Origin of the sequence: uncultured Maribacter sp., assembly GCF_947495965.1 — a bacterium.
Classification (GTDB): Bacteria; Bacteroidota; Bacteroidia; order Flavobacteriales; family Flavobacteriaceae; genus Maribacter_B.
This window is the reverse complement of the sequence record NZ_CANMBB010000002.1, coordinates 1-26,372: the sequence shown is the minus strand read 5'-3', so window position 1 is coordinate 26,372 and position 26,372 is coordinate 1. Positions and strand designations below refer to the sequence as shown.

26 protein-coding genes, 1 tRNA gene and 1 pseudogene are annotated in these 26,372 nt (G+C 30.8%); 12 read left to right on the top strand and 16 right to left on the bottom strand.

Going from position 1 to position 26,372, the window contains the following annotated elements:
- Positions 1-8: 8 nt before the first annotated feature.
- Positions 9-569: a YqgE/AlgH family protein gene (locus tag Q0820_RS04465; RefSeq protein WP_298485511.1), complete on the top strand. Its 561-nt coding sequence runs from the start codon at positions 9-11 to the stop codon at positions 567-569.
- On the opposite strand, the gene Q0820_RS04460 is transcribed toward Q0820_RS04465, so the two are convergent.
- Together Q0820_RS04460 and Q0820_RS04455 are read right to left on the bottom strand one after the other, a co-directional pair.
- Positions 561-1,418, bottom strand: a complete 858-nt coding sequence (locus tag Q0820_RS04460) for an aminotransferase class IV (protein ID WP_298485509.1) — start codon at positions 1,416-1,418, stop codon at positions 561-563. The genes Q0820_RS04465 and Q0820_RS04460 overlap by 9 nt on opposite strands.
- Before the next feature lie 53 nt (positions 1,419-1,471).
- A complete protein-coding gene (locus Q0820_RS04455) occupies positions 1,472-1,855 on the bottom strand; it encodes an START-like domain-containing protein (protein WP_121065899.1) in 384 nt (127 codons plus the stop codon).
- 135 nt (positions 1,856-1,990) lie between these two features.
- Here Q0820_RS04455 and Q0820_RS04450 point away from each other — a divergent pair.
- Positions 1,991-2,064 (top strand) — tRNA-Met (locus tag Q0820_RS04450).
- A gap of 62 nt (positions 2,065-2,126) precedes the next feature.
- On the opposite strand, the gene Q0820_RS04445 is transcribed toward Q0820_RS04450, so the two are convergent.
- Positions 2,127-4,616, bottom strand: coding sequence for a glycoside hydrolase family 2 TIM barrel-domain containing protein (locus Q0820_RS04445; protein ID WP_298485504.1), 2,490 nt, complete (start codon positions 4,614-4,616; stop codon positions 2,127-2,129).
- Positions 4,617-4,951: 335 nt separating this feature from the next.
- On the opposite strand from Q0820_RS04445, the gene Q0820_RS04440 reads away from it, so the two are divergent.
- Positions 4,952-6,886, top strand: a complete 1,935-nt coding sequence (locus tag Q0820_RS04440) for a DUF294 nucleotidyltransferase-like domain-containing protein (protein ID WP_298485502.1) — start codon at positions 4,952-4,954, stop codon at positions 6,884-6,886.
- Positions 6,886-7,494: a 3'-5' exonuclease gene (locus Q0820_RS04435; RefSeq protein WP_298485500.1), complete on the top strand. Its 609-nt coding sequence runs from the start codon at positions 6,886-6,888 to the stop codon at positions 7,492-7,494. The genes Q0820_RS04440 and Q0820_RS04435 overlap by 1 nt, the downstream gene beginning before the upstream one ends.
- Here the strand turns inward: Q0820_RS04435 and Q0820_RS04430 are convergent.
- On the bottom strand, positions 7,487-8,440 hold the full coding sequence (locus tag Q0820_RS04430) for a phosphoribosylaminoimidazolesuccinocarboxamide synthase (protein WP_298485498.1): 954 nt from the start codon (positions 8,438-8,440) through the stop codon (positions 7,487-7,489). The genes Q0820_RS04435 and Q0820_RS04430 overlap by 8 nt on opposite strands.
- 8 nt (positions 8,441-8,448) lie before the next feature.
- The gene (locus Q0820_RS04425; RefSeq protein WP_298485496.1) at positions 8,449-9,402 is read right to left on the bottom strand and encodes a PhoH family protein; all 954 of its coding nucleotides are present in this window, start codon (positions 9,400-9,402) and stop codon (positions 8,449-8,451) included.
- A 127-nt stretch (positions 9,403-9,529) separates the two neighbouring features.
- Between Q0820_RS04425 and Q0820_RS04420 the strand changes: the two genes are divergently transcribed.
- The 3 genes from Q0820_RS04420 to dnaN all read left to right on the top strand — a co-directional run bounded on the left by Q0820_RS04420 (position 9,530) and on the right by dnaN (position 12,093).
- A complete protein-coding gene (locus Q0820_RS04420; protein WP_298485494.1) occupies positions 9,530-10,360 on the top strand; it encodes an SAM-dependent chlorinase/fluorinase in 831 nt (276 codons plus the stop codon).
- Between the two features lies 1 nt (position 10,361).
- Positions 10,362-10,658 (top strand): antibiotic biosynthesis monooxygenase family protein, encoded by a 297-nt coding sequence (locus tag Q0820_RS04415; protein WP_298485491.1) that lies wholly within the window; start codon positions 10,362-10,364, stop codon positions 10,656-10,658.
- A gap of 316 nt (positions 10,659-10,974) precedes the next feature.
- Positions 10,975-12,093, top strand: a complete 1,119-nt coding sequence (gene dnaN, locus Q0820_RS04410; protein WP_298485489.1) for a DNA polymerase III subunit beta — start codon at positions 10,975-10,977, stop codon at positions 12,091-12,093.
- A 184-nt stretch (positions 12,094-12,277) separates the two neighbouring features.
- On the opposite strand, the gene Q0820_RS04405 is transcribed toward dnaN, so the two are convergent.
- Positions 12,278-13,876: a hypothetical protein gene (locus tag Q0820_RS04405; RefSeq protein ID WP_298485488.1), complete on the bottom strand. Its 1,599-nt coding sequence runs from the start codon at positions 13,874-13,876 to the stop codon at positions 12,278-12,280.
- A gap of 101 nt (positions 13,877-13,977) precedes the next feature.
- On the opposite strand from Q0820_RS04405, the pseudogene Q0820_RS04400 reads away from it, so the two are divergent.
- A pseudogene (locus tag Q0820_RS04400) lies at positions 13,978-14,094 on the top strand (DNA polymerase III subunit beta); the annotation flags it as partial.
- A gap of 75 nt (positions 14,095-14,169) precedes the next feature.
- Here the strand turns inward: Q0820_RS04400 and Q0820_RS04395 are convergent.
- Together Q0820_RS04395 and Q0820_RS04390 are read right to left on the bottom strand one after the other, a co-directional pair.
- The gene (locus Q0820_RS04395) at positions 14,170-14,535 is read right to left on the bottom strand and encodes a DUF4870 domain-containing protein (protein WP_298485486.1); all 366 of its coding nucleotides are present in this window, start codon (positions 14,533-14,535) and stop codon (positions 14,170-14,172) included.
- A gap of 146 nt (positions 14,536-14,681) precedes the next feature.
- On the bottom strand, positions 14,682-15,239 hold the full coding sequence (locus tag Q0820_RS04390; protein ID WP_298485484.1) for a hypothetical protein: 558 nt from the start codon (positions 15,237-15,239) through the stop codon (positions 14,682-14,684).
- A 140-nt stretch (positions 15,240-15,379) separates the two neighbouring features.
- Between Q0820_RS04390 and mnmE the strand changes: the two genes are divergently transcribed.
- Positions 15,380-16,783 (top strand): tRNA uridine-5-carboxymethylaminomethyl(34) synthesis GTPase MnmE, encoded by a 1,404-nt coding sequence (gene mnmE, locus Q0820_RS04385; RefSeq protein ID WP_298485482.1) that lies wholly within the window; start codon positions 15,380-15,382, stop codon positions 16,781-16,783.
- A 263-nt stretch (positions 16,784-17,046) separates the two neighbouring features.
- On the opposite strand, the gene Q0820_RS04380 is transcribed toward mnmE, so the two are convergent.
- From Q0820_RS04380 to Q0820_RS04345, 8 genes are all read right to left on the bottom strand, one after another.
- Entirely contained in the window at positions 17,047-18,138 is a 1,092-nt protein-coding gene (locus Q0820_RS04380) for a Fic family protein (RefSeq protein WP_298485480.1), read from the bottom strand.
- A gap of 253 nt (positions 18,139-18,391) precedes the next feature.
- Complete coding sequence (locus tag Q0820_RS04375) at positions 18,392-18,721, bottom strand: hypothetical protein (RefSeq protein ID WP_298485478.1); 330 nt, start codon at positions 18,719-18,721, stop codon at positions 18,392-18,394.
- 168 nt (positions 18,722-18,889) lie between these two features.
- Positions 18,890-19,783, bottom strand: coding sequence for a DUF5777 family beta-barrel protein (locus Q0820_RS04370; RefSeq protein ID WP_298485476.1), 894 nt, complete (start codon positions 19,781-19,783; stop codon positions 18,890-18,892).
- Positions 19,784-19,846: 63 nt separating this feature from the next.
- Positions 19,847-20,272 carry a hypothetical protein gene (locus Q0820_RS04365; protein ID WP_298485474.1) on the bottom strand — a complete coding sequence of 142 codons (426 nt, stop codon included), beginning with the start codon at positions 20,270-20,272 and terminating at the stop codon, positions 19,847-19,849.
- Positions 20,273-20,283: 11 nt separating this feature from the next.
- Positions 20,284-20,649, bottom strand: a complete 366-nt coding sequence (locus Q0820_RS04360; protein WP_298479792.1) for a cytochrome c — start codon at positions 20,647-20,649, stop codon at positions 20,284-20,286.
- A gap of 70 nt (positions 20,650-20,719) precedes the next feature.
- Entirely contained in the window at positions 20,720-21,259 is a 540-nt protein-coding gene (locus tag Q0820_RS04355) for a YceI family protein (protein WP_298485472.1), read from the bottom strand.
- 183 nt (positions 21,260-21,442) lie between these two features.
- Positions 21,443-22,927 (bottom strand): hypothetical protein, encoded by a 1,485-nt coding sequence (locus Q0820_RS04350; RefSeq protein ID WP_298485470.1) that lies wholly within the window; start codon positions 22,925-22,927, stop codon positions 21,443-21,445.
- 280 nt (positions 22,928-23,207) lie between these two features.
- A complete protein-coding gene (locus Q0820_RS04345; RefSeq protein WP_298485469.1) occupies positions 23,208-24,305 on the bottom strand; it encodes a LytTR family DNA-binding domain-containing protein in 1,098 nt (365 codons plus the stop codon).
- A 121-nt stretch (positions 24,306-24,426) separates the two neighbouring features.
- Between Q0820_RS04345 and Q0820_RS04340 the strand changes: the two genes are divergently transcribed.
- The 3 genes from Q0820_RS04340 to Q0820_RS04330 are packed head-to-tail and all read left to right on the top strand — an operon-like array spanning position 24,427 to position 26,288.
- On the top strand, positions 24,427-24,861 hold the full coding sequence (locus tag Q0820_RS04340) for a hypothetical protein (RefSeq protein WP_298485467.1): 435 nt from the start codon (positions 24,427-24,429) through the stop codon (positions 24,859-24,861).
- Positions 24,854-25,402, top strand: a complete 549-nt coding sequence (locus tag Q0820_RS04335) for a YceI family protein (RefSeq protein WP_298485465.1) — start codon at positions 24,854-24,856, stop codon at positions 25,400-25,402. Before Q0820_RS04340 ends, Q0820_RS04335 begins: the two co-directional genes overlap by 8 nt.
- Entirely contained in the window at positions 25,392-26,288 is an 897-nt protein-coding gene (locus Q0820_RS04330; RefSeq protein WP_298485464.1) for a DUF5777 family beta-barrel protein, read from the top strand. Before Q0820_RS04335 ends, Q0820_RS04330 begins: the two co-directional genes overlap by 11 nt.
- Positions 26,289-26,372: the final 84 nt, after the last annotated feature.

The following is a 26,372-nucleotide window of genomic DNA, read 5'->3' as shown; positions in this document are numbered from 1 at the left end:
ATGTTATAATGATAGATATAAAACCCAATAAAGGAAAACTATTAATTGCAGAACCTGCCTTAACAGGAGATGTATCTTTTAACCGATCTGTAGTTTTATTAGCAGAGCACAACCAAGAAGGCTCTGTTGGTTTTATATTAAATAAACCTTTAGATTATTATATTAACGATTTGGTTAAAGAAATAAAATTTCCTTTTCAAGTATATAATGGTGGCCCAGTAGAACAGGATAACTTATATTTTATTCATAAAGTACCACATTTAATTACCAATAGCATCGAAATATCTGATGGTATATTCTGGGGTGGAGATTTTGACATTGCAGTAGAATTAATAAATAAAGAGTTAATTACTGAAAACGAAATTAGGTTCTTTTTAGGATACTCAGGTTGGTCCTCTCTTCAATTAGACCAAGAACTTACTTCTAAATCTTGGATTGTAATAAAAAACAAATACCAAAGCTCAATTATACAAAAATCTGCGGGAACATTTTGGAAAGAAAAAATGGTGGAACTAGGTGGCAAATACCTTATCTGGTCTAATGCTCCAGAAAATCCTGGTTTAAACTAAATCCCTTTTTTGCAAGCGTATAACTGCATTTAGTTTCCCAACTAATTCTTTTGCAACAACAGTAGTATATTGTTTTTTGCGATATTTAGTTACCGGCTTAATTCCTTTAATAGAATTTGTAAAAAATAATTCATCCGCTTTTTGTAGTTCAAAAGTAGAAATAGATGTCTCCTCTATGGTATACCCTTCTAATTTCTTAAGAATACTTATAAGTTGTTTTCTAATAATACCATTTACACAACCATCCTGTAATGGTGGTGTTTTAATAATATTACCTTTTACAAGAAAAACATTCCCATTTAAGCCCTCTACAACGTTCTTAGAGTTATTTATTAACAAACAGTTATCATAATCATTCTCTTTTGCAAAAACACTCCCTACTACGTTTAAAATCCTATTATTGGTTTTTAAATTAGAAAGCATATCTGCATTCACATAAAAATCTTTAAATAACTCTACTTCGTATTTTTCAGTATTTAGAATATAATAAGGAGTATCTAAAGGGCTTGTTTCAATAACAAAAGATACTGTATTGGTTTTTGGTAAATATAGGCCTCCAGAATTTCTATAAATTGTTAATCGTACTCTGGCCTGATCGTTACATTTATTTTGAACAGCCAACTTTTTTATTTGCTCTTCTAAATACTCTAACGTAAACTCCATTGGTATTTCCATACGAATAATACGCATAGAAGCCATTAATCTTAAATAATGTTCTTCCCACAAGAGAACCTCATTATTTACTAAACGAATGGTTTCAAAAAGAGCATCGCCATACCTAAGTCCCCTATTTTCTTGATTAAGAAAAAGAACGTCATCCTCAATAATTTCACCATTAAAATTAACCATAAAAAAAGCCTTAATAAATTAAGGCCAAAGATACTATTAATATTAGAAAAGGGTTATTTAGAACCCAAAATACTCTTTAAATCTGAAACTTGATTTTCCCATAACATTTTTGCTTCATCTAGCTCGTCTTCCTCTGCAAAATCTGTAATAAATAAAGAAACATCCTTTGTTATTTCGTCTACAATTATTTTAAGCTCAAAGAAACTATCATCTTCATTATCTACCCAGGCAAACCTTACAAAATCATCATTTTTCTTTTTTAGTAATTTTGCTTCTTCTTCTGCGCCATCCCAAATAAACTCAAACAATTCTCCTCTAGAATTCACATTATCTGCAAACCACTCTGATAAACCAGAAGGTGTAGATAAATATTGATATAATAGTTGTGGTGAGGATTGTATTACAAATTCTATTTCATATTTTATTTTATCGCTCATTCTATACAATTTAATATAGCCCAATATATATATTTATAAATGATAAAAAAATAAAACAGGAAGAATATTTTTTTTTGCAACTATAGTTGAAGGTATTAAAATTAAACTATATATTTGCAGCCGTTAAAAAAACCTGGCGAGGTAGCTCAGTTGGTTAGAGCGTCGGATTCATAACCCGGAGGTCACGAGTTCAACTCTCGTTCTCGCTACTACAAAAACAAAAAACCCAAGATTTAAATCTTGGGTTTTTTTATTTCATTTTTTTGTTTAATTATCTCACTATCAACACATCATTAACCCCTTTTAATTCTCCTGAGTTAGTTTTAACAATAACTTTTCCTTTAGAATTTGATTGAACATAAATAACTGCTTGCCCATTAAAAAGCTTTCTTTCTGGCTTAGATAAGTTTTGAAGGTTTGTTGGATCGCCATTACCAGAGGCTAAAAATTTAGCTGCTCCACTAACTTTTATTTTCATATTCTTATTATAAGTATAACAAATATTTCCTTTTTTATCTATTACAGAAACAACATAAACGGCAACTTCTCCTTCTTTTATGCTTTTTTGTTCCTCTTCTATCTTTATTGCATATGGTTCTCCAGAAGTCTCTTTAACAACCTCAGCAACTTTTTTTCCTTTTTTATTATACGCTATTACTTTTACTTTACCTGGTTCATACACTACAGAATCCCATACTATTCCATAGGCTTTTAATTGGGACATAGTTGCCCCACCCGAAGTTTCTTTTTTAATAGTATTTGCTAAAAATTCAGGCACTAAAGGCTTTTCTTTAGTTTTAACGCCATAACTTTTGCCATTCACAAACAATTCAGCTTTAGCATAGGTTGTATAACACACTACTGGAATTTTTTCTCCTATTGCATTAGGTAAGGTCCAATGAGGATAAAAGTGCAATACTTCTTCTTCTTTATTCCATTGGCTTTTGTATAAATAAAATTTATCTTTTTCTAAACCAACCATATCTACAGGAGCAAAATAAGAACTTCTAGATTTTGCATCATGGTATGGAGAAGGCTCTCCTAAATAATCATAACCCGTCCAAACAAATTCTCCATAAACAAAATCATTATACTCCTGTGAAGCAAATTCTTTGTAAGAAGGGTATCCCCAAGGAACATTTGTATTTTCATAATTACCAGCCTGCCCATCTTTATAAATTTTAATATTTACAGATGCTCCTCTTTTATTATGAACAGTATCAAAAACAACAGGGAATTTATACGAATTTCTTGTACTTAAAGCTCCTCCTGTTTCACTTGCATAGAATTTTAAATTTGGATATTCCTCCCTTATTTTATGATAAATCCCAGGTTTGTAATTAAAGCCTGCTATATCTACTGTAGTTGCTAATCCATTTTTTATACTACCTTCTACATAATTAAACCCTGCTGTTGTTGGCCTTGTTGTATCTATAGATTTTACAATAGCATTTAGATATTTACAAACTTCTGCTCCAGGTGTATATTGCTCCATAATTTCGTTACCAATACTCCACATTATTATACTTGGATGGTTACGGTCTCTTAAAATCATATCGGTTAAGTCCTTTTTAGCCCATAAATCAAAATGCTTAGAATACCCATTAAGAACTTTACCTTTTTTCCACTCGTCAAAAGCTTCATCTATTGCTAAAATACCTAATGAATCGCATACATCTAACGCTTCAGGAGCTGGAGGATTATGAGAAAAACGAATAGAGTTAACGCCCATTTCCTGCATCTTCACCATTTGACGTATAAATAGTTCTTTATGAAAAGCCGCACCTACAGGACCAAAATCATGGTGCATATTAACCCCTTTAAATCTAACTTTTTTATGGTTTAAGTAAAACCCATCCAAATTAAAACGTATGGTTCTTATTCCAAAAGTAGATACATAATTACTTAACTTTTTACCTTCTTTTAGAATTGTAGTTTTTAGTTTATATAAATTGGGAGTTTTTATATCCCATAATTTAGGTCTAGAAACTATAAAATCCTCAGAAAATTTTTCTTCCCCTTTTATGCTAACTTCTTTTTCTTTTGAAGTTACAATACTACCGTCTGGTGCAATAATTTCATTAACTATAGTACATGTACCAGTTCCTAAAACTTCTACCTCTACATGAACTTTTGCTTTTTTCTTTGTAATTTCTGGTGTTGTTATAAAAGTCCCCCAAGTTTTAACATGCGTTTTGTTACTTTTTATAACAGATACTTTTCTATATAGTCCTGCTCCAGGATACCAACGAGACTGACTATTAAAATTTTCAAGCCTTACTGCTATAGTATTATTTCCAGGCTTCAAAAATTTAGTGATATCAAAATAAAAAGAAATATAACCAAAAGGTCTTTGCCCTACATAGGCACCATTAACATATACTTTTGCATTACTCATTGCTCCATCAAAAAGCAATCTAACTTTTTCTTCTAAATCTTTTTCGCTAACTGAATAATTAGTTCTATACCAACCAACGCCTACATATGGTAACGCCCCTGTTCTTCCTGTTCTATATTTTGGTTTTGTTTCTCCATCCTGTACAACCATAGTTAATTGCACATCATGAGAAAAATTAAAATCTTCCTGTACTGCCCAATCATGTGGAACCGTAACATTTTCCCAATTTTTATCATTAAAATCTAAAGCTTCTGCATTTCCAAAATCGTAATTTGAAAACTTCCAGTTTGTCAATAATTCTGTTTCTTGCGCTTTTATCTGTATAGAAATTAATACCAGTAAAAAGCAAATAATTTTTTTCATAAATTAAGTTTTAAGTTGGTTACTGCTATAGAATTAAATAAAGCTTTTAAGGAATAAGTTACTATTGGCTAGAATAATTCTATATATTGTTGAGTTATCTTACCAAAAATAGAAGGTCTTTAAAAAGAAAAAAGAATTGATTTTATCATATTACTATCCTATTTTGACAAAAAGTAAACGTTTAAACTAAAAATTAAAACAGAATAGAGTACAAAAGATACGTATCAAGATTTTTTTCACCAATAGTAACGACTCCATTTTTAGGTATTTATTATTTTTTCCAATTTTATTCTCTTTTCTTTTTTATTTTTCTAGGATAGTATTACTTTAATTTTATGAAAAACACTATTTCTGAACGCGTAGCAGATTTTCTTAAGAACTACCCTCCTTTTAATTTATTACAAAAAAAAGAGTTACTAACACTATCAGAGCAAGTTAGTATCCTTTATCAGGAAAAAAACAGTTTTATATTTACAGATGGAGAGGATCCGCATACTAGTTTTTACATTGTTCATAAAGGCGCTATAGCGCTACATAAAGCGAGTAAAAGAAACGCTAATAAAAGTGAGATAATAGATATATGTGATGAAGGAGATATTTTTGGAATACGTCCTTTATGGGTAAAAGAAAATTACAAATTAGAAGCTATAGCGCACGAAGAAAGTATTATTTACGCTATACCTATTGCTGCTTTTAAACCTTATGCTCAGAATAACGAAAATGTTGGTAATTTTCTTTTAGAAAGTTTTGCTTCTAATACCGCTAATCCCTATTCAAAAAGACACAAAGGCAATTTATATACTTCCAATTATTCTGAGAATATAACTCCCGAGGTTAAGCTTTTAGATTTACAACCTGTTACTTACTCCAAAAAACTTATTAGTTGTTTAGAGACTACGCCAGTAAACGAATTAGCAGAACTAATGAATAAAAAAAGAATTGGTTCTATTGTAATTCTTAAAGAGGGGTTACCTATTGGTATTGTTACAGATAAAGATTTAAGAACCAAAATAGTTACAGGACAATACCCAATAACTACACCTGCTTCTAAAATAATGTCATCACCAGTAATTACATATCCAAAAAATATGACGGTAACGCAGGCGCAAATGGCAATGATGAAAAGTAGTATTAGCCATATATGCCTAACCGAAGATGGTACAGTTAATACCAAGGTTGTTGGTATAGTTTCTAAGCATGATATTATGGTTTCTCTTGGAGATAACCCCGCTGTATTAGTAAAAGCCATAAAAAGAACTACTAAGCACAAACAAATAAAAGTTATTAGAAAGAGTATTATGAATCTTTTACAGGGATATTTAGATGAAAATATTCCTATAGGGCTTACCGCTAAAATTATATCGGAACTTAATGATGCATGTATTAAGCAAGTAATAGAAATATCATTAAAAAAAATGACTACGCCGCCTCCTACAAATTTTGCATGGATGGCAATAGGAAGCCAAGGTCGTAGTGAGCAATTATTACATACAGATCAAGATAATTTTTTAGTTTTTGAAGATGTTGCAGAAGATGTATTACCAAAAACAACAAATTATTTTTTAAAACTAGCTAAGCACGTTACTAAAGGGTTAAATACTATTGGCTATGAGTATTGCCCTGCAGAAATGATGGCCTCTAACCCAAAATGGTGTTTAAGCTTACAAGAATGGAAAAATATGGTATCGCATTGGATTATTAATCCTGGTCCAGATGAAGTTCTCATGTCTTCAATCTTTTTTGATTATTCTTTGTCTTATGGAGATAAAAACCTAGTAGATCAATTATCCGAACATATTTTTACTACAACTAAAAAATACCCATTATTTTTATTGCACTTAACAAAAGGAGCCTTACAAAATCCATCACCATCTGGCTTTTTTAGGTCATTTTTAGTGGAGCAAGATGGTCAAAATAAAGATTTTTTTGATATAAAATCTAGAGCTCTTATGCCACTTGTTGATGCTGCCAGAGTATTAATTTTATCGCATTCTGTAAAATCTATAAGCAACACTTGGGAACGTTATGAAAAGTTAGCAGAGCTAGAACCTAACAATTCTGAAATATATTTAGCTTGTTCTTATGCTACCAAAGCATTACTAAAATTTAGAACCAAACAAGGTTTATTACACAGAGATTCTGGTAGGTATATTGCACTAGATAAATTAAGCAAAGAGGAAAAGATTAAATTAAAACGAACATTTAAAACAGTAAAGGAAATTCAGGAACTAATTTCTATACGTTATAATGTTGCAAATTTATTAGGGTAATGTGGTTTAACAAAAATAAAAACACCCCTCAAAAATCTATACATGAAATACGTTTTGTTGTCTTAGATACAGAAACTACTGGTTTTAGTTTTTACAAAGACCGTATTCTATGTATTGGAGCTCTTTCTATACAAAATAATAGCATTGCAGTACGTAATACTTTTGAGGTATACGTTAACCAAAATATTTATAATAAAGAAACCGCTAAAATTCATGGTATTTTAAAAAACTCTAAAAAAGAGCTTTTAGAAGAGAAAGAAGCCCTATTACAATTTTTAGATTACTTAGGAGATGCCATAATTATAGCACACCATGCTATGTTTGATATTCAGATGCTTAACCATGCATTAGAAAGACAAGGGTTACCGGAACTAAAAAATGAATATATAGATACTTCTCACCTTTATAAAAAAACACTTTTAAAGTCTAACCTATTAATAAAAAAAAAACAATACTCCTTAGATGAACTTGCAGAAAAGTTTAGCATCTCTAAAGAGGATCGGCATACCGCTTTAGGAGATGCTTATATTACTGCCATTGCTTTTTTAAAAATTGTGGCTTTACTTAAGCAAAAGAAAGAAGTTACTTTAAAGCTTTTACTTAAATAGTTTTTAAGTAGTCTAAAACATTACTATTAATACGCTCTTGAATGTTAGATATATCTGCTTTTACAAAAGTCTCTCCTGTAATATTTTCATAAAGCTCAATATATCTATCAGAAACAGAAGTAATATATTCATCTGTCATTTCTGGTACAGTTTGCCCTTCTAGTCCTTGAAAATTATTACTAATTAGCCATTGCCTAACAAATTCTTTAGAGAGTTGTTTTTGAGCTTCTCCATTTTCTTGTCTTTTTTCATAACCATCTGCATAAAAATATCGAGAAGAATCTGGCGTATGTATTTCATCTATCAATACAATTTTACCATCTGCTGTTTTACCAAATTCATATTTAGTATCTACCAGAATTAAACCTCTTTTAGCTGCTATTTCTGTTCCTCTTTGGAATAATGCATTGGTATATTTTTCTAAGATTATATAATCTTCTTCCGAAACAATTCCTTTTTTAAGAATGTCTTCTCTAGAAATATCTTCATCATGGTCTCCCATTTCGGCTTTAGTAGCTGGAGTAATAATTGGGGAAGGAAATTTATCATTCTCTTTCATTCCTTCTGGCATAGCAACTCCGCAAAGTATTCTTTTACCAGCTTTATACTCTCTTGCTGCATGGCCAGACATGTATCCACGAATTACCATTTCTACTTTAAAAGGCTCACAAGCCTCCCCTACTGCAACATTGGGGTCTGGAGTAGCTGTTAGCCAATTTGGTACTATATCGGCAGTATCTGCCATCATTTTAGTAGCAATTTGGTTTAGTATTTGCCCTTTATAGGGAATTCCTTTGGGCATTACTACATCAAAAGCAGAAAGACGGTCTGTAGCTACCATTACTAAAACATCATCCTTTAATTTATAAACCTCTCTAACTTTTCCTTTATAAACACTTTGTTGCCCTGGAAAATTAAAATTGGTATCTATAATTGTATTACTCATATTCTTTATTAATTCTGATGTTCTATGCTTTTGTAAGCTGCTATTACTTTTTTAACTAATTTATGACGAATTACGTCTTTTTCATCTAAATATATAACCCCTATCCCTTCTACATTTTGAAGTATAAGAATGGCTTCTTTTAAACCAGATATGGTTCTTCTTGGTAGGTCTATTTGCCCCGGATCACCTGTTAATAAAAATTTTGCGTTTTTACCCATACGAGTTAAAAACATTTTCATTTGGGCATGTGTAGTATTTTGGGCTTCATCTAAAATAACAAAAGCGTTATCTAAAGTTCTACCTCTCATAAAAGCCATAGGAGCTATTTGTATAGTTCCGTTTTCTATATAGTGGGTTAATTTTTCAGCAGGAATCATATCCCGTAAAGCATCGTATAAAGGTTGCATATACGGATCTAGTTTTTCCTGTAAATCTCCTGGTAAAAAACCTAAGTTTTCTCCTGCTTCTACAGCCGGTCTAGTTAAAATAATTCTCCTTACTTGCTTTTCTTTCAAAGCTTTCACTGCAATAGCTACACTAGTATAGGTTTTTCCTGTACCTGCTGGGCCAATTGCAAATACCATATCACTTTTCTTAGCTGCATCTACTAATTTACGCTGATTGGCTGTTCTTGCTTTAATTAATCTTCCACTAACGCCATGTACTAAAACTTCTCCACTATCCTCCGAAGTTGCATATTCTGCTTCGTCTTCACTAGTTAAAACCCTTTCAATAGCATTTTCATCTAAAGTATTATACTTAGCAAAGTGTGCCGTAAGCATATCAAAACGCTTTTCAAACTCTTCTAAAAGTTCTTCATCACCATACACCTTAATTTTACTTCCTCTTGCTACTACTTTAAGCTTTGGAAAATATTTTTTTATAAGGTTAATATTCTCGTTTCCTTGTCCAAAAAACTCTCTAGGACTAATCTCCGTTATCTCTAAAATAAGTTCGTTCAAAAAATTTTACAGTTTTTAAGTTATGGCATAAAAATATTAAAATGCTCCGTTAATTTTGTTTAATTTTGTTTAACAAACTTAAGTAATTTTTCAGTTTGCATAACCAAAAACATATCAACATTGCTGTATGGCAATAATTACACTAACTACAGATTTTGGACTTAAAGATTTTTATGTTGGCGCCCTCAAGGGTTCTATATATAAAGAATTGGATACTATTAAGATTGTAGACATCTCTCATCATATAGAACCTTTTAATATACAACAGTGTTCGTATGTTTTAGAAAATTCTTATAAAAGTTTTCCTAAAGGGACTATACACATAGTTGGTATAGACTCTGAATCTACTATAGAAAACCAACATATTGTTGCTTTAATAGATGGGCATTATTTTATTACCGCAAATACTGGTGTTATAGGTTTATTAACTTTAGATAAAAAGCCAACAAAAATATTTCAGATTGCCATTCCTAACCCAAACAAAGGTCCTTTTCCTGTAAAAGATGTATTTGTAAAAGTAGCCTGCCATATTGCAAGAGGTGGTACGCTAGAGGTCATAGGTAAACCGTTTGATGCTCTTAAAGAAATAAAAGAATTTTCTGCTATGGTTTCGGATAGTGGAAATAAAATTACTGGAAACGTTATTTATATAGACAATTACGGTAATGTAGTAACTAATATTCCAAAACATCTTTTCGAGTCCTATAGAAACGGTAGAGATTTTGAATTACATGCTAGAAACAATATCATTAAAAAAATCCATAATAGATATAGTGATATTATAGATTTTAGTATAGACAAAGCTAGCCGTAAAGGTCCTGGAGATTTATTGGCTTTATTTAATTCCTCAGACTATATAGAACTTGCTATATATAAAAGTAATTTAGATACTGTTGGCGGCGCTTCTACCCTATTAGGGTTAGATTATAGAGACACTATAACTATAAATTTTATCTAAGATGATAGTACGCATTGTAAAATTGACTTTTAAAGAAGAAAACATTGCTACTTTTGAAGCTATTTTTGAAGAAGCAAAACATAAAATAAGAAGTAGTAATGGGTGTACCTTTTTAGAGTTATACCAAGATAAAAACAATCCTTCAATATTTTTTACCTACAGTTATTGGCAAGACGAGTCTTTTTTAAACGCTTATAGAGAATCCAATTTTTTTAAAACAGTTTGGCAAAAAACAAAAATTCTTTTTGCAGATAAGCCACAAGCATGGAGCGTTCATAAAAAAGCTATTCTAGAATAGCTATAAAAGCGTTTTTAAATTTGTATTCCTTCTAGCAAAAGCAAGAAGCTCTTACTTAGAGTTTTATTATTCTAATTATTTAAATGTCTTCTAAAATTTGTTAATAAATAATACGCACAAAATCAACATTAAACACTCATTTACAACACATTAACTACACAAAACAGTATTTACTGCTATTAAATTCTGTTAATAAGTTTGTTTCCATAAAAAGAGCAATTAAAATATCTTTGTTAAGCAAGATAAAAAATAGCTTTACTCCTATTTAACTTTTATCACTGTTTACAAAAAGATATTTTCAATAAAAAACTAACGAATGAAATTTATAGTATCTAGTACGTACTTATTAAAACAATTACAAACTTTAGGTGGTGTAATTAACAATAGTAACACCCTACCTATTTTAGATAATTTTCTTTTTGACCTTAAGCAGAATACGTTAACTGTATCCGCTTCCGATTTGGAAACTACCATGAGTTCTATATTAGAAGTAGATTCTGATGCAGAAGGAACCATTGCTGTTCCTGCAAAATTATTATTAGAAACTTTAAAAACTTTTCCGGAGCAACCATTAACCTTTGTTGTGGAAAACAATAATACCGTAGAAATAAGTTCTAACCATGGTAAATATGCTCTTGCGTATGCAGATGGCGCAGAATTTCCTAAAGCCGTAGAATTAGCAGACCCTAGTTCTACTACTATTTTAGGAGATGTTTTAGCTACCGCTTTAAACAAAACTATTTTTGCTGCTGGTAATGATGATTTAAGGCCCGTAATGAGTGGTGTTTTCTTTCAGTTTTCTCCAGAGAATTTAACTTTTGTAGCTACAGATGCACATAAATTAGTAAAATACCAACGTACCGATATTACAGCGTCTCAAGTAGCCGAGTTTATAATGCCTAAAAAGCCTTTAAATTTATTAAAAGGAATTTTAGCAGGTAGTGAGGCAGATGTTACTATAGAGTATAATGATAGTAATGCTAAATTTAGTTTTGAAAACACAGAACTAATTTGTAGACTAATTGATGGTAAATATCCTAACTACGAAGCGGTAATACCAAAAGAAAACCCAAACAAACTTACTATTCCAAGAACACAATTATTAAGTTCTGTACGTAGAGTTTCTATTTTCTCTAATAAAACTACACACCAAATAAGGTTAAAAATTGCTGGTGCAGAATTAAACATTTCTGCAGAGGATATAGATTACAGTAATAAAGCAGAAGAAAGATTAACATGTTCTTACCAAGGAGATGATATGCAAATTGGTTTTAACTCTCGTTTTTTAACCGAAATGCTTAATAACCTTACCTCTGATGATGTTGCTTTAGAAATGAGCTTACCAAACAGAGCAGGAATTCTTACTCCTGCAGATGGTTTAGAGGAAGGAGAAACCGTTACTATGCTTGTTATGCCTGTAATGCTAAATAGCTAAGAAAACTTATACATAGTAAAAAAGTCCACCTAATGGTGGGCTTTTTTTTATGTTCGTAAGTTTGTTTTATGATGACAGTTACAGATTCTTGTATTTTGTATTTGAAATAGTATATATACTATTTCTAAAATCCTTTAACGACAAAATTTATAATTATATTTATAGAAATTATTAGCTTAGTAACCTAATCAGATTTAGCCGTAATTTTTATCAAAAAATCTTTCTTTTTCCCTTCAAAGCCCTCTAGAAGAATTTCAGATTTTGATAAAGACAAAATTTTATTGGTATCAAAATGTTCCATTTTAACTCCATTTACATTATGCGTATCAAAAATAGGCTCCTTAGTAACTTGCCCTGTTTCATCGTCAATTATATAGACCGTAAAATAGCCTCCTTTTGTTTCCCAACGTTTATGTGGAACTTCACCATCAACGAAGTTTAAATTTTCTTCACTATCCAAGTATATTAAATAGTGTTTCTCTCCTGAAAACATATGTGTAAATGACATGGTCCCTTTTCTTGCACCCCACTGCCTTTTTAATAATTTATCCATCCAAGCCAAAGAACCATCAGCGTTGATTTTTGCTACCATAATATCATCATAATGATATGCTTCATATTGTGCTTTACCAGATGATGAAATTATTAAGTCTTTAAAATATTGTTCACCTAACACTAAAAAACTTCCATCATCATTTACCACAATTGTGTGTATCTTTAAATTCCTAAAAAAAGGTTTTTCTTTTTCGTCTTTTTTAATTTTCTTATTTTTCGCTTCTTGTTTTTTAGATACATATTTATTTAACATTTCAAGAGAAAAGTCGTGATTAATATAATTACCAATTATACCTTTTTTATCTAGTTTTAAAACAAAAATACCAGTAGAGTGACCTTCAGTAAAATTAAAAAATCCCTTAGAGTCAGGGTTTTTAGTTGTCCCAGTGATAATCATATTAGAATTTATATCTTCATAAAGTATAATTTCTTCTATTAATTTATTTTTATTATCAATCTTAGATTTAACTAGTTTATCTGACTCTTTTGACACTTTGAAGAGTTCTAAAAAAAAATTTAATTTTCTACCAATCTCATCTTTACCACTATCATCATTATAGATTTTAGCAATCATAAAAAAATTATCATAAGAGTCTATAGCATAACACATTTTTTCCATTTTCTTTTTAGAATATGGCATCTCAATAATATTTTTCCAAATGAGGTCTAGATTATTGTTAAAAACATTAACAGAAATTTTCTCAAAACTTTTAGCCTCATTTTTAATTTCGGATTTTAAACTATACTTAACTAATAATTTATCTTCTTTTAATGTTGTTTTAAGTAAAAAACCATCTTTAATTTTTCCTTTTTGTTTTATTAAATCCTTTGGACCAGTTATACTCAAGTCAACTAATGATATTTTTTGATATTGCAGAATAGAAGTTTTATTTTTTTTATCCCAAACAGAAAAAAATAAATATATATTATCTTTCATTCTTCTCATTTCAATAATTCCATCTGCACGTTTATCTTTAAAGAACTTTTCGACATCCTTTCTTTCTATTTCTTTTAAGCTATTTGGATTAAACTTTTGAATTACTAAATTATCTTTATGCCGATTTACAGCTATAACTGCTTCTTTGTATTTGACAAATAATTTGATTTTACCATCGGTTTCCTCATATTTCTCTCCTACCATTACCTCAAAATCATCCGATAATTTAGGGCTTTGAGCAAATAGATATAAAGTAGAAAAAAAAGCAACAAAAATTGTGAAGATTTTCATTAAAAGTAAATTTTATGTTTTGAAAAATATTAACGTAAAACAAGATTCAATATTGCAAATGTTTAAATTAATGAATAGCTTTATACCATTAGGATGTTATTAATATTTCATTAGAAATGAGCTTACCAAACAGAGCAGGAATTCTTACTCCTGCAGATAGTTTAGAGGAAGGAGAAACCGTTACCATGCTTGTTATGCCTGTAATGCTGAATAGCTAAGAAAACTTATACATAGTAAAAAAGTCCACCCTTTTTTTTAGGTGGACTTTTTGTTTTTATACCGTTTATGCGGGTTTAAGAGATAAACTTAAAGGTTCCAAAATAACTTGGCGCTTCTCCATTATTAGCTTTTATAGCATTTACTGCAGGCATTATTAATCCTATAACAGCTGCAAAACCAATAATTAAAAACCCTAAGCCTAAAAGTAGTATGCAAGGAATTCCTATACATATATATGCAATTAAACTTAATTGAAAATTAATAACCGCCTTACCATGCTCCTCCATAGCGTGTACTTTGTCTTTGGTTGTATACCAAATAATTAAAGGAACTATAAGTCCGCCAAAGCCAGTTACATAATCTAAATATTGTGATAAATGGGTTACCACTAATAATTGTTTATCTTCTCTTTTTGCTACATGTGTATTTACTATTTCCATATCTTTTTTTGATTTATTTTAATTGATGCTTAACTACTAATAAGACGAGGAACTGCGATTTTTGTTACAAAAAAAATACCTCAAGGAAAATCCTTGAGGTATTTATAAGAAAATAATCTTTAAAATTTATGGTCTAAAAAAACAGCTTATTGCTTTTTAAGCAACTTTGCCAATTTAGATTTGTCTTTCGCAATAGAGTTCGTTTCCTTTTCTATTTTGCTATTAATTTTTTCAATAGCAACAGGAGACAAACTACCTTTAGCTTTTCCTTTTGCTAATTTAGATTGCAACTTACTTATTTGTTTTTCACTTTTAGCAATACCCTTCTTTTTACTAGAAATAGCTTTTGCCAATTTTTCGGCTTTTTTAGCTTCTTTTTCCGCTTTTTCTATTTCTTTTTCTGCTTTTTTAGCTTTTTTCTCCGCTTTCTCTATTTTCTTTTCCGCTTCTTTTTGTTCCTTCTCTTCTGCTTCTTTAATAGCTTCTGCATCCATTTCCACTTCTTTTTCTTCCATTTCTGTTTCTAAAGGAATGGCTTCTTCTAGAGTCATTTCTGTATCCGTAGTAACATCTACTTCTGTTGGTATTCCATCTTCCCCTACTACTTCTGCAGGCACAACCTCTTGTGTTGTAGTTTCTTGTGCATGGGCAATACTAACTGCAAAAAAGCTTCCTATTAAGGCACATTTTAATACATTTTTCATTTTCTTTTTTTTAATGTTAATGGTAAATTAATTGACACGAATTTAAATTATTTTTCAATATAAAAACCAACCAAATAAGCAACTTTTACAAATAATATAGATACCTATTTCTATTTTCATTTTACTTATTTTTGCTAAAGATGCAAACAACAATAAACGATACTATAATTGCTTTAGCTACACCTTCTGGTGCTGGTGCTATTGCTGTAATACGCCTTTCTGGGCCAGATGCTATTGTAATAGCATCGAACCATTTTATATCTTCATTTAATAAGAAACTAAAAAAGCAAAAAAGTCACACTATTCTTTTAGGAAATATTGTAGATGGTGATAAAACTTTAGATCAAGCACTTGTTTCTGTATTTAAAAACCCTAATTCCTATACCGGAGAAAATGTGGTAGAAATATCTTGTCATGGCTCCCCGTATATACAGCAACAAATTATACAATTGTTTTTAAGAAATGGTTGTAGAATGGCAGAAGCTGGCGAATTTACCCTTAGAGCTTTCTTAAATGGAAAGATGGATTTAAGTCAGGCCGAAGCCGTTGCCGATTTAATTTCGTCGGAAAACGAAGCATCGCACCAAATAGCCATGCAACAAATGCGTGGTGGTTTTAGTAATGAAATTAAAAATTTAAGAGAAGAGTTATTAAACTTTGCGTCTTTAATAGAGCTAGAGTTAGATTTTGCAGAAGAAGATGTAGAATTTGCAGACCGCTCCGCTTTTGTTTCCCTAGTAAATAAGATTAATACGGTTTTAAAAGGATTGATTGATTCTTTTGCTGTTGGTAATGTAATAAAAAATGGTATTCCTGTGGCCATTGTTGGGGAACCCAATGTTGGTAAGTCTACTCTTTTAAATGCTTTATTAAATGAAGAAAGAGCCATTGTAAGCGATATTGCAGGAACTACTAGAGATACTATAGAAGATGAAATTTCTATTGGTGGTATTGGTTTTCGTTTTATAGATACTGCTGGAATTAGAGATACTAAAGACGTTGTAGAGAATATTGGTATTAAAAAAACTTTTGAAAAGATAGAGCAAGCACAGGTAGTTCTGTTTTTAGTAGATGCAAAAGAAGTGCAAAGTTCAGCGTTAGGAATTCAAAGTTTAGTAATAGAAATTGAAAAAATAAAAAATAAATACCCTCTAAAACCCTTACTTATAATAGCCAATAAAAGAGACGTACTTTCTTCTAAAGAAATAGAACATTTTTCCTCAAGCATACCTAACCTCTTGCCTATTTCTGCAAAAACAGGCGAAGGCGTTGACGCTTTAAAAAACAAACTTCTAGAATTTGTAAATACTGGGGCGTTACGTAATAACGAAACTATTGTTACCAATACCAGACATTACGATTCTTTACTCAAGGCACTAGAAGCCATACAAAAAGTACAGTTTGGTATAGACGAAGAACTTCCTAGCGACCTTATGGCAATAGATGTTAAAGACGCCCTTTACCATTTAGGAGAAATTACAGGGCAAGTTACCAACGATGAGCTTTTAGGGAATATTTTCGCCAACTTTTGTATCGGGAAGTAGTTAAACACCACTAAAACCGCATAGAATATAATAGAACTCAACCACTCCCTTTCCCCGTCATATCTATCAATACCGCTCTATTTAGTACATATATGCACTAGATAGGCGGACTCTTGTATATTTTTTGTACCGGGGAAAATAAATAGGTAAATAGATATCCTATTAAAGTTCTTTTATCAAGATAAAGATGCTTTAATTATGGCAAAGCTAACAGACAATGGCTTTTTGGCTAATATAAAGTGGTAAAGCTAATATTGAGAATACTATATATTTAAGTCGTATCTAGTGCTTCGACCTCCACCAGAGGGTACAAATATTCCTTTCTCTACCAGGTCTTGCAAATCTCTAGTTGCCGTAGCTTTAGATGTTTTCGCAAGGGAAACATACTTACCTGCATTCATACCTCCTTCAAAACCTTGATAACCTTCTTCTAACATTCTACGTACAACTTTTTGCTGACGTTCATTTAAGGAACCTTTATATTGGTCAAAGAATTTTGTTTTCTTTAAGGTAAACTCAATTTCTTGTTCGGCATCCATTTGTGCATCAAGAACAGTTTTAACAAAAAAATGTATCCAATTGCTAATTTCATTAGAACGCTGAGCAGCCTTTAAAGCATCATAATAATTTTTCTTATTAGTTTCTATAGATTTAGAAAGACTAAACAAAACAGGACGATTAATACTTTGTGATAATGCTTTTTCTGCTATTGCCCTACCAATTCTCCCGTTACCATCTTCAAAAGGATGGATAGATTCAAAATATAAGTGAGCAACTGCTGCCCTCAGAATAGGCTTCTTTATTACTTTTTTGGATGTATTAAACCACTTGATAAACGTATCCATTTCTTCAGGCACTTTTTGCGATGGTGGAGCCTCAAAATGCACAACCTCTTTTCCTATTGCTCCAGAAACAATTTGCATAGGATCTTCATGTGTACGCCATTGTCCTATTTGTATTTGAGAATTTCCCTTCATTAACATTCCGTGCCAATCAAATAACATTTCACTTGTCATTGGTTTTAAAAAATCATTTCTAACGGCTAGCATTAATTCTGCCACACCTTCAGCACGTTTATCTTTAGTAAGAGGTAAATCTAGATTAAGTCCAATATTCCTTCGAATAGAAGACACCACATCGTTTCGGCTTAAGTACTCCCCTTCTATTTCCGAAGTTTTAATTGCCTCAGAAACCATAAGATTAATTATTGTTTCGGTTTGTTCCGTTTCTGAAAACCCTTCCAATACTCCGCTAATTCTCCCAGTTCTTTGAACAAAATCAAAAAGTAAGTCATCTATATCTGTAGTCAGATATTGAAAATTAAACCAGTCTTTTTGTTGCCAATTGTATTTCATGAGCCAATTAAAAAATCTATTCGGCTCAAAAATAATAAAAAAATGAGTTGAATACGCAAATTAAACAACTCATTTAGTTTTTTTCTAATCTTTAGTTCAGTAAGACAAGCTTTTAACTACAACTTCCTTAATTATGGTAAAAGGGAAAGTAAACTACCTCGAGGCAATACCACAAGACATTCATTAGAAACTAATTTTATTTCGAGACAATCCTAAAAGCATTACAATTTTAGATTATTGCATAACTGTATTTCTACGTCTTTAAAACTAAAGTTGCACACAGTTCATTTTTAGCATTAAAAAATCTTGTTTCTACCAATACCTTATTATTGCTCTCTTGTATATTAAAACTATCTAAATACATTAAAAAATCTTGCGTAAACATTAGATTCTTTATACAAACTAATTGGTTAGTAGAATTTTCTATATTCATTTTTATACCCTCTACTACTTTTTTGGAGTAGCCATTTTTAATTACGTAAGATTTAATAAGAGAAATTGCATATACTACATATGCAAAGTCTTGCATTACCATATAATCATTTACATCTTCTCCTTTAACTTTATATTTTCTTCTAAACATTTTAATTTGTTTTTAAGCTACTATTTATATTAAAAAAAAAGGTTAAGAATGTAAAACGTGATAACCCTTAAATTCTTAACCATAATTTCCCCTTAGTATCCCTTTCATAGAAGTATTTATTTGCTCAATAATTACAATTTAAATACTCCGAAGCTTACCCTAAAGCAATTACTCCTTATTTTTTTTCTTTTTGTTTTTACCTTGGAAAGCTCTAGATATATTAAACCCTAAGTGTATATCTCCTTTAAAAAAATCGTCTGTGCTTTCTGTTATAAAACTTTTCTCGATCATAGTAATAGAATTTGATAAGATTATTTGAAAAACGTGTCCTCCTGTTTCTATTTCTAGGCCTAGCGCTAAAGAATTACTAGCGTTAATAGATTGTAATGGGTTTATTGTATAATGATATTCTGCGTTTAGCGCCATACGTTTTGTTATTTTGGCTCTGCCCCCTATACCCATAGCAAATATTCCATGGGGGTCGTTATGTATTTTTACAGAGTTTCTATAGACATAACTTGGCATTATTTGCATAGAAAAACCTGGGCTAAACTTTTTAGCTATTAGTAGTTGCCCTACATAGGTTAGTTTTTGATTAAAGGTTGGTTCCTTTTCGGGGTCAAAATCTTTTATAGTTCTATAGGCCAAACTCCCAAAAAAGGATAAAGATATGGGCATTGTATTTTTAGTGTCTCTTTGTTTTAAAATTCTGTATTTTACAAAACCATCATAAGTTTTCTCAAAACTACTTCTACCAATACCTAACATTAAATCATCTGTTATTCCGCGTTCTAAAGCAAAACGAATGTTAGATTGGTCTAAGCCATAAAGTTCATCGAACCCTAAATTAATTCTTCCAAAACGATGCGATATTACAAATTCTGTAACCCCTTTTTTTCGGTTTTCTATAGAATGTCCATTAAGTATTCGTGTGCCTTTAAAAGTTGCTGTTGTATAATTTTCTGTTTCTGGCATATTACTTTCCAAAATAGCAGAAAGGTCTTGAGCGTATGTTTGTGTGCAAGCCATTACTAAGACTGCAATAAGAAATAAATTTTTCATTCTAGTTTTTTGTGAGATTCGTTATATATTCAAAAAGAAAAACTTGTTACTACGTAAAGGTTTTTAATTAACCAATACAGACTTTACAAGTATTACATCCATAAGATATCCGGTACAAATTCCTTTTATGGTAATTTGTTGCCCTTTTTTTAAAGTGTTATTATCCATTAATTGCTCCGGAGCTAGGTAACATAAAACACTACCCATTATATTTCCATTACCCAATGTAATTACCGTTTGCCCTTTCTCTGTTCCTATATTAGAAACTAGACCAGTAACCTCTACTATTTGATCTAGATATTTAGCATTAGAACCGGCTTCATCTGTACTAAAATCTGTAAATAGTTTTTCTGCAGAAAGGGATATATCTGCCTTAGAAACGGCAACATTTATATGAGGTTTGTTATACTGCCATAAAGAAAAAAATACAGCGGCTAAGAGGAATAGGAGAAAAATAAATACTCCCATTTTTATTTTTTTAAACTTCATAACCTTCTTTTTTAGTTATTCAATGCGCCATTTTCTACCCAACAGCTAATTTGCTCTATCTCTGCATTACTCAAAGAACCTCCTTGAGGCATTCTGCGACTTACTACTGCCGATTTTACCCTACTTGCATTTGCATTTACACCACTAAATGTGCTTAAATTAGGAGCCTGACTTCCTCCATGGCATTCTATACAATTGGCAACTAGAATTGGATTTATATTTTGAGAAAAAGAAATATTTGGATCACAAGACGTTTCTTCGGCTTCTTTTAAAGGATCGGTAACCTCTTCCTCTACATTTTTTTCACAAGAAAAAAGAGCAACACTAAATACAAACACCAACCCTATCTTTTTAATATTTTGAAATTTTCTATACATCTTTTATTTTTTTTAGTTTAACCGTGATTTTATACAATGATTATTTTTATTAAGTAGCCTTCTAAACAAATTACTGGTACAAAGAATGATCTAACAGAAAAGTAACATCCATGGTTTCTGCAATGTTATTTGCAACTACTGAAGGAATTTCTATATTAAAATCTGCTATGGTTATTTTAAAAACTCCACTAAGGGCTATATTCTCTGTAGTTTTTACTAATTCTGCGTTTATACTAATAGTCTTTGTTATGCCGTGTATAGTTATATCTCCTTTTACTACCACTTCTTTTTCTCCTACATAATCTGCGGTTACACTTTCTATCTTACCCTTAAAAGTAGCTTTAGGATATAGGTCTGATTCTACATAGTTTTCATTAAAATGTTCTTGCATTAGGGATTTTTCAAATGAAAAAGACTTCATTAATATCGCAATAGCTATGGTACCATCTTTAGCATCCACAACACTTAATACTTGATGGTTTTCGGATTTAATATCTTCAATTGGAGTCTCGGACAAAAAGGAAATCTCTCCTTGTTTTGTTAAGAACTTTTGTCCATAAGTAAGATGCGTGCTTAAAAAAAGACCAATTAATATATATATGATTTTCATGATATTTTGAATTATAGTTTTTTAGGTAAATAATAAGTTTTTAATGGATACGAATAACCAAACTTTAAATAGCAAGACTTTAGGTTATTCTTTTATTTAAAAGAGGAAGTAACCACCCAAAATGTATAGCTTCCTCTTTTTTTAATAGTTTATATACTAAGTAATAGTTAGTATATCCTTTTTTTACTCAGCACTTGGTGTCTCCACATTAATTATTGGCCAAACCCCGCTTACACCGTTTACATCTCCTCTTTCTGCATCATTACCAAAATAGTATAATGGCCATCCTTTATAGGTTACCTGTGTTGTTCCAAAAACATCAATAGTTCCAAAATCATTTATATCCAAAATACTTGGTATTTGACTTATGTCTAAGCGTATTACCGGCCATGCACCATCATTAGAAAAATCTTCATTCGTAAAATTGTTATCGTCTTTGGTATCATTAGCATAAAGGTATATGGTTCTTCCTGTGGCATTCGTCATATAGAATGTACTTGTACCATCTATATCTGCTTGCGCATACATTAAAGAATAGTCTGGTTTAGCTATGTACCAGTTATCTCCAACCCCGTCACCTTTAGTTTCTCCTGCAGCCGTATCGCTGCCAAAGTAATACAAAGGCCATCCTTTATACGTATTTTGCTTTGCTCCATCTTCCCTTGTTATCACACCAAAATCTGCAGCTTCTAAACCTTCATCTACAATTAAGTTTTCATCATAAAAAAGAGGCCATGCAGCTAGGCAGCCGCCTGCACATTCTGAATCTCCTTTTACGTCTTTAGAAAAGTAATAAAGAGATATCCCGTTTGCATCTGTTAAAATATTTCCGAAAGTAGCATTAGATGTTAATTTAACAGAAGCTTCTTGATTCACCTCTGGTGCATTAGGAGTATCTACATTTACTATTGGCCAAACATCACTCACTCCATTAGCATCTCCCCTATTTACATCATTCCCAAAATAGTATAATGGCCATCCTTTATAAGTAACCTGTGTTGTTCCAAAAACATCAATAGTTCCAAAGTCATTTATATCCAAAATACTTGGTATATGACTTATATCTATGCTTATTACCGGCCAGGCACCATCATTAGAAAAATCTTCATTCGTAAAATTGTTATCGTCTTTAGTGTCATTAGCAAAAAGATATATGGTTCTTCCTGTAGCATTCGTCATATAAAAGGTACTTTCACCATCTATATCTGCTTGCGCATACATCAAGGAAAAGTCTGGTTTAGCAATATACCAGTTATCTCCAACCCCGTCTCCTTTTGTATCACCCGCAGCCGTATCACTTGCAAAATAATATAAAGGCCATCCCTTATAGGTATTTTGCATTGCACCATCTGCTCTTGTAATAACACCAAAATCTGTGGTTTCTAAACCCTCGCCTAATTTTAAATTTTCTTCATAAAAGAGTGGCCAAGCAGCTAGGCATCCATCAACACATTCAGAATCTCCTTTTACGTCTTTAGAAAAGTAATAAAGAGATATCCCGTTTTCATCTGTTATAATATTTCCGAAAGTAGCGTTAGAAGTTAGTTGTATAGAAATACTGTTTTCTAAATCTTTATCGTCTTTTGGGTCCGTAACAGAGTCGTCTTCACTACTACAACTCAACATTAATCCAATTAAACCAAATACTAATACCTTTAATTTTTTCATTTTAAATTATTTTATGATTGTTCAGCAAATAACCTAAAACAAAGGGCTTACATACAATATAAAGTATGCGAAAGGGAAAAAAAGGGTTTAAAAAGGAATAAAAAAGGGTTGAAATAATACTGGATTATAAAAACATCTATAGTTTTATACATGAGTATTAAAGGAAATAGAATTGGAAAGGACTTTACTCGAAAATCTAGATTTATATGTCCCAAGGCTTGTCTAGAAATAAAATTAGTTCTAATAAATGCCTTATTGGTTTACCCCAAAAGTAGTTTACTTAAATATTTAACCACTGCCTAAATTCGGATGCCTTATTTTTACTTATAAGAATTTCTACATCTGCCTCTTTAATTAAAATCTTAAGCTGGCTATTTCCGTATTTAATAATTTTATGAATAGAAGTTATACTAATAATAAATTGCCTGTTTGCTCTAAAAAATAAGGAAGTATCGAGACTAGATAATAAATCATCTAAACTTGCATTAGTAGTAGATTTTTTTCCGCTAAAACAATGTACATAGGTAATAGTGTCTTCTGTATAAATATAGGCTATCTCGTTAATATGTATAGGCACTAATTCATTCCTTATATACGTAAGAATTCTTTTTTTACTAGATTCCGGAACCGTTTCTTGTATAGATTCTTCTATGGTAGTTTCCGTTTTATTTTCTACACTTACTTTTTGTTGATACGCTACAAGATCCGTATTTAACTTAGAAAGATTTATTAATTCGTTTTCTAGGCTATTATTCTTTACCTCTAATTGCTTTTCGTAATAGCTACCTATAACACGAACCGCAAAAAAGGAAGACAATATTATAAGTATACCCATTAAAACAAAAATGGTATAAAAGCTTTTCTTTAACTTACTTATTTCCGAGCTTAGTTCCGATATATTTATATGGCCAGCTACAATTAAATCGGAATTAATAACTGGTGCTATATGTATAATCTCAGTATTAAATTCCTCATGTTCTATTAACAAATTATACAAACGATCCGAACTATTTTCTTCCTTTAAAGAATTTAATAGGGTTTGATTAGAATTTACTTTTTGCCCGACTTTAGTAATATCTGGGTGCGATACCGCTTTACCAGACCAATTAAACACACTTACAAAAGAGGTAGCTTCTTGGGTGTTTTCTATTGTTCGTTGTATTTGTTCTACAACTTCTTGTTGCTTTGTTTTATTCTCTAATTGGTAATAAAGTAATTTAGAAATTTCATTAGACTCTCTCTTTACGGACTCCAATTGTAATTCTAACAATTGATTAGCACTTACTTTTATGAAGTACTTTACTCCAACAGATGCAATAATCAAAAAAATAACCGAGATAGAAATGAAAGTTAAAAAATAAAGTTTATCTTTTTTCATTGTAAAAACAAAATGGAATCCAAAGTAGTTTTAATAAGATTGCGACAATTTTTTTTTGTCCATTAAAAGCAATTTAACTTATTTTTTTAATATGGATTACTATTCTTAGTATAAACTAAAAATGAAACTTAAAAAAACAAGCTATTTTCTAGTAACTTTAGTGCTAATACTTAGCTTGTATATAGTTTATTTATATAATGACCCGTATAAAGTTAACATTCGGGATGCTACAGAAAAAACGACCATTAGCGCAGAAGAAATCACAGCTTCTTTCATTAAAAATGAAAAAAAAGCAACTGCTATATACAAAGGTAAGGTTGTAAAAGTATACGGAATAATTAAAGAAATTACTTTCATAAATAATACAAATACCATAATATTGCAAAGCAACTATACCAATTTTAATGTATTATGTAATTTGCAATTACCCACGTCAAAACAACCAATGTCTTTAAAAGTAGGCCAAAAAGTAACTATTAAAGGTGTTTGTAAAGGTTTCCTACATGACGTTATATTTTTAAATTGTATGTTGGTAAACACTCCAAATAATGAATAGAATACTTATTCTACTTTTTGTATCTTTTTCTTTATTAGGCTCTAACACTAAGTCTAACCAGTTCATAGCCCGTCAAGGGCAAGTTTCCTTTTTTTCTTATACCACTGCGGAGAATATAGAAGCAAAAAACAATCAAGTGTTAAGTATTATTGATGTGTCTAACAATGAGATTGCAATAAGTATGCTTATGAATGCTTTTATTTTTAAAAAGTCTTTAATGTATGAGCATTTTAATGAAAGTTATATAGAATCTGATTTATACCCAAAAGCAACTTTTAAAGGTCAAATTCTTGATTTTGATTCTTCGCAAGTAGAAAGCCAAACAAGAATCGTTAAAGGAACACTTACTATAAGAAATATATCTAAGGAAATTGAAATAAAAACGATTATTACTAAAGATAATAATACGTATATCTTAGAAGGAGATTTTGAAATAGTTGTAAAGGATTTTGACATTAAAATTCCGCCAATAGTAGCATCTAATATTGCTAAAATAATAACAACAAAATTTAGATTTGAATATGAATCTTATGAAGAATAAAATATCTTTTTTTCTATATGTATTTGTTGTATTACTTGGTTGTAATTCTTCTATAAATGCACAAGATTTATTAGAAAAATTAGATGAAGAATATCCTAACACACCGCAATACGAAACGGCTACCTTTAAAACAACGCAAATAGCTATAGGACAATCTGTAGAAAACAGAAAAAAAGGAGTACTTCAGCTTATGGCATTAAGTAGGTATTGGAATATACCAAACACTAGAACGCAAAGTTTTATAACAGATAGGGTTGCAACCCGTTTTGGTGTGGAGTATGGTATTACTAATAATTTTACCACTGGTATAGGATGGACTTCTTTTGATAATGCTTATAATGGTTATTTTAAATATAATCTTTTACGCCAACGTAAAAAACCCAGCAAGGCTTTTGCCAGCATTGCCTATTACCAAAGCGTCTCTTATTATGGGGATAGGTCTGCTCCTAGTCCAGATAGCTCATTCAATGATCGATTATCTTTTACTAGTCAACTCTTAATTGCACGTAAGTTTACTCCAAAATTTTCAATGCAAATAGCACCAACTTTTATTCATAGAAATAAAGTAGCCGCTATAGATCCTTCTAATTATTTTGCCCTTGGTTTTAGTGGAAGATATAAGATTGCTAATCATGTTTCTCTAGTCTCTGAATATTATTATGTTGCAAATCCTATAAAATCTAAAGATACCTATGGAGCATTTGCGTTAGGTATTAACTGGGATATACGTTACTTAATGTTGCAATTTCATATGACAAATACTTGGAATATGATTGATGATGATTTTATATTAAATACGCCAAATAATTTTAATGGCGAGGATGGAAATTTTGTTTTTGGCTTTAATGCAATTTTCACCTTACACTTCAAAAAAAACAAATTATAGTTTAAGATGTCCAGTCCTAAATAACCGATACAGATTATTAAAGGATTAAATTTATTACTTAAAGTTCAACGATGCTAGCATCGT

Coding starts and splice junctions, on each gene's coding strand:
- Q0820_RS04465 (WP_298485511.1), top strand. CDS start 9: ATGATAGATATAAAACCCAATAAAGGAAAACTATTAATTGCAGAACCT.
- Q0820_RS04460 (WP_298485509.1), bottom strand. CDS start 1,418: ATGGTTAATTTTAATGGTGAAATTATTGAGGATGACGTTCTTTTTCTT.
- Q0820_RS04455 (WP_121065899.1), bottom strand. CDS start 1,855: ATGAGCGATAAAATAAAATATGAAATAGAATTTGTAATACAATCCTCA.
- Q0820_RS04445 (WP_298485504.1), bottom strand. CDS start 4,616: ATGAAAAAAATTATTTGCTTTTTACTGGTATTAATTTCTATACAGATA.
- Q0820_RS04440 (WP_298485502.1), top strand. CDS start 4,952: ATGAAAAACACTATTTCTGAACGCGTAGCAGATTTTCTTAAGAACTAC.
- Q0820_RS04435 (WP_298485500.1), top strand. CDS start 6,886: ATGTGGTTTAACAAAAATAAAAACACCCCTCAAAAATCTATACATGAA.
- Q0820_RS04430 (WP_298485498.1), bottom strand. CDS start 8,440: ATGAGTAATACAATTATAGATACCAATTTTAATTTTCCAGGGCAACAA.
- Q0820_RS04420 (WP_298485494.1), top strand. CDS start 9,530: ATGGCAATAATTACACTAACTACAGATTTTGGACTTAAAGATTTTTAT.
- Q0820_RS04415 (WP_298485491.1), top strand. CDS start 10,362: ATGATAGTACGCATTGTAAAATTGACTTTTAAAGAAGAAAACATTGCT.
- dnaN (WP_298485489.1), top strand. CDS start 10,975: ATGAAATTTATAGTATCTAGTACGTACTTATTAAAACAATTACAAACT.
- Q0820_RS04405 (WP_298485488.1), bottom strand. CDS start 13,876: ATGAAAATCTTCACAATTTTTGTTGCTTTTTTTTCTACTTTATATCTA.
- Q0820_RS04395 (WP_298485486.1), bottom strand. CDS start 14,535: ATGGAAATAGTAAATACACATGTAGCAAAAAGAGAAGATAAACAATTA.
- Q0820_RS04390 (WP_298485484.1), bottom strand. CDS start 15,239: ATGAAAAATGTATTAAAATGTGCCTTAATAGGAAGCTTTTTTGCAGTT.
- mnmE (WP_298485482.1), top strand. CDS start 15,380: ATGCAAACAACAATAAACGATACTATAATTGCTTTAGCTACACCTTCT.
- Q0820_RS04380 (WP_298485480.1), bottom strand. CDS start 18,138: ATGAAATACAATTGGCAACAAAAAGACTGGTTTAATTTTCAATATCTG.
- Q0820_RS04375 (WP_298485478.1), bottom strand. CDS start 18,721: ATGTTTAGAAGAAAATATAAAGTTAAAGGAGAAGATGTAAATGATTAT.
- Q0820_RS04370 (WP_298485476.1), bottom strand. CDS start 19,783: ATGAAAAATTTATTTCTTATTGCAGTCTTAGTAATGGCTTGCACACAA.
- Q0820_RS04365 (WP_298485474.1), bottom strand. CDS start 20,272: ATGAAGTTTAAAAAAATAAAAATGGGAGTATTTATTTTTCTCCTATTC.
- Q0820_RS04360 (WP_298479792.1), bottom strand. CDS start 20,649: ATGTATAGAAAATTTCAAAATATTAAAAAGATAGGGTTGGTGTTTGTA.
- Q0820_RS04355 (WP_298485472.1), bottom strand. CDS start 21,259: ATGAAAATCATATATATATTAATTGGTCTTTTTTTAAGCACGCATCTT.
- Q0820_RS04350 (WP_298485470.1), bottom strand. CDS start 22,927: ATGAAAAAATTAAAGGTATTAGTATTTGGTTTAATTGGATTAATGTTG.
- Q0820_RS04345 (WP_298485469.1), bottom strand. CDS start 24,305: ATGAAAAAAGATAAACTTTATTTTTTAACTTTCATTTCTATCTCGGTT.
- Q0820_RS04340 (WP_298485467.1), top strand. CDS start 24,427: ATGAAACTTAAAAAAACAAGCTATTTTCTAGTAACTTTAGTGCTAATA.
- Q0820_RS04335 (WP_298485465.1), top strand. CDS start 24,854: ATGAATAGAATACTTATTCTACTTTTTGTATCTTTTTCTTTATTAGGC.
- Q0820_RS04330 (WP_298485464.1), top strand. CDS start 25,392: ATGAAGAATAAAATATCTTTTTTTCTATATGTATTTGTTGTATTACTT.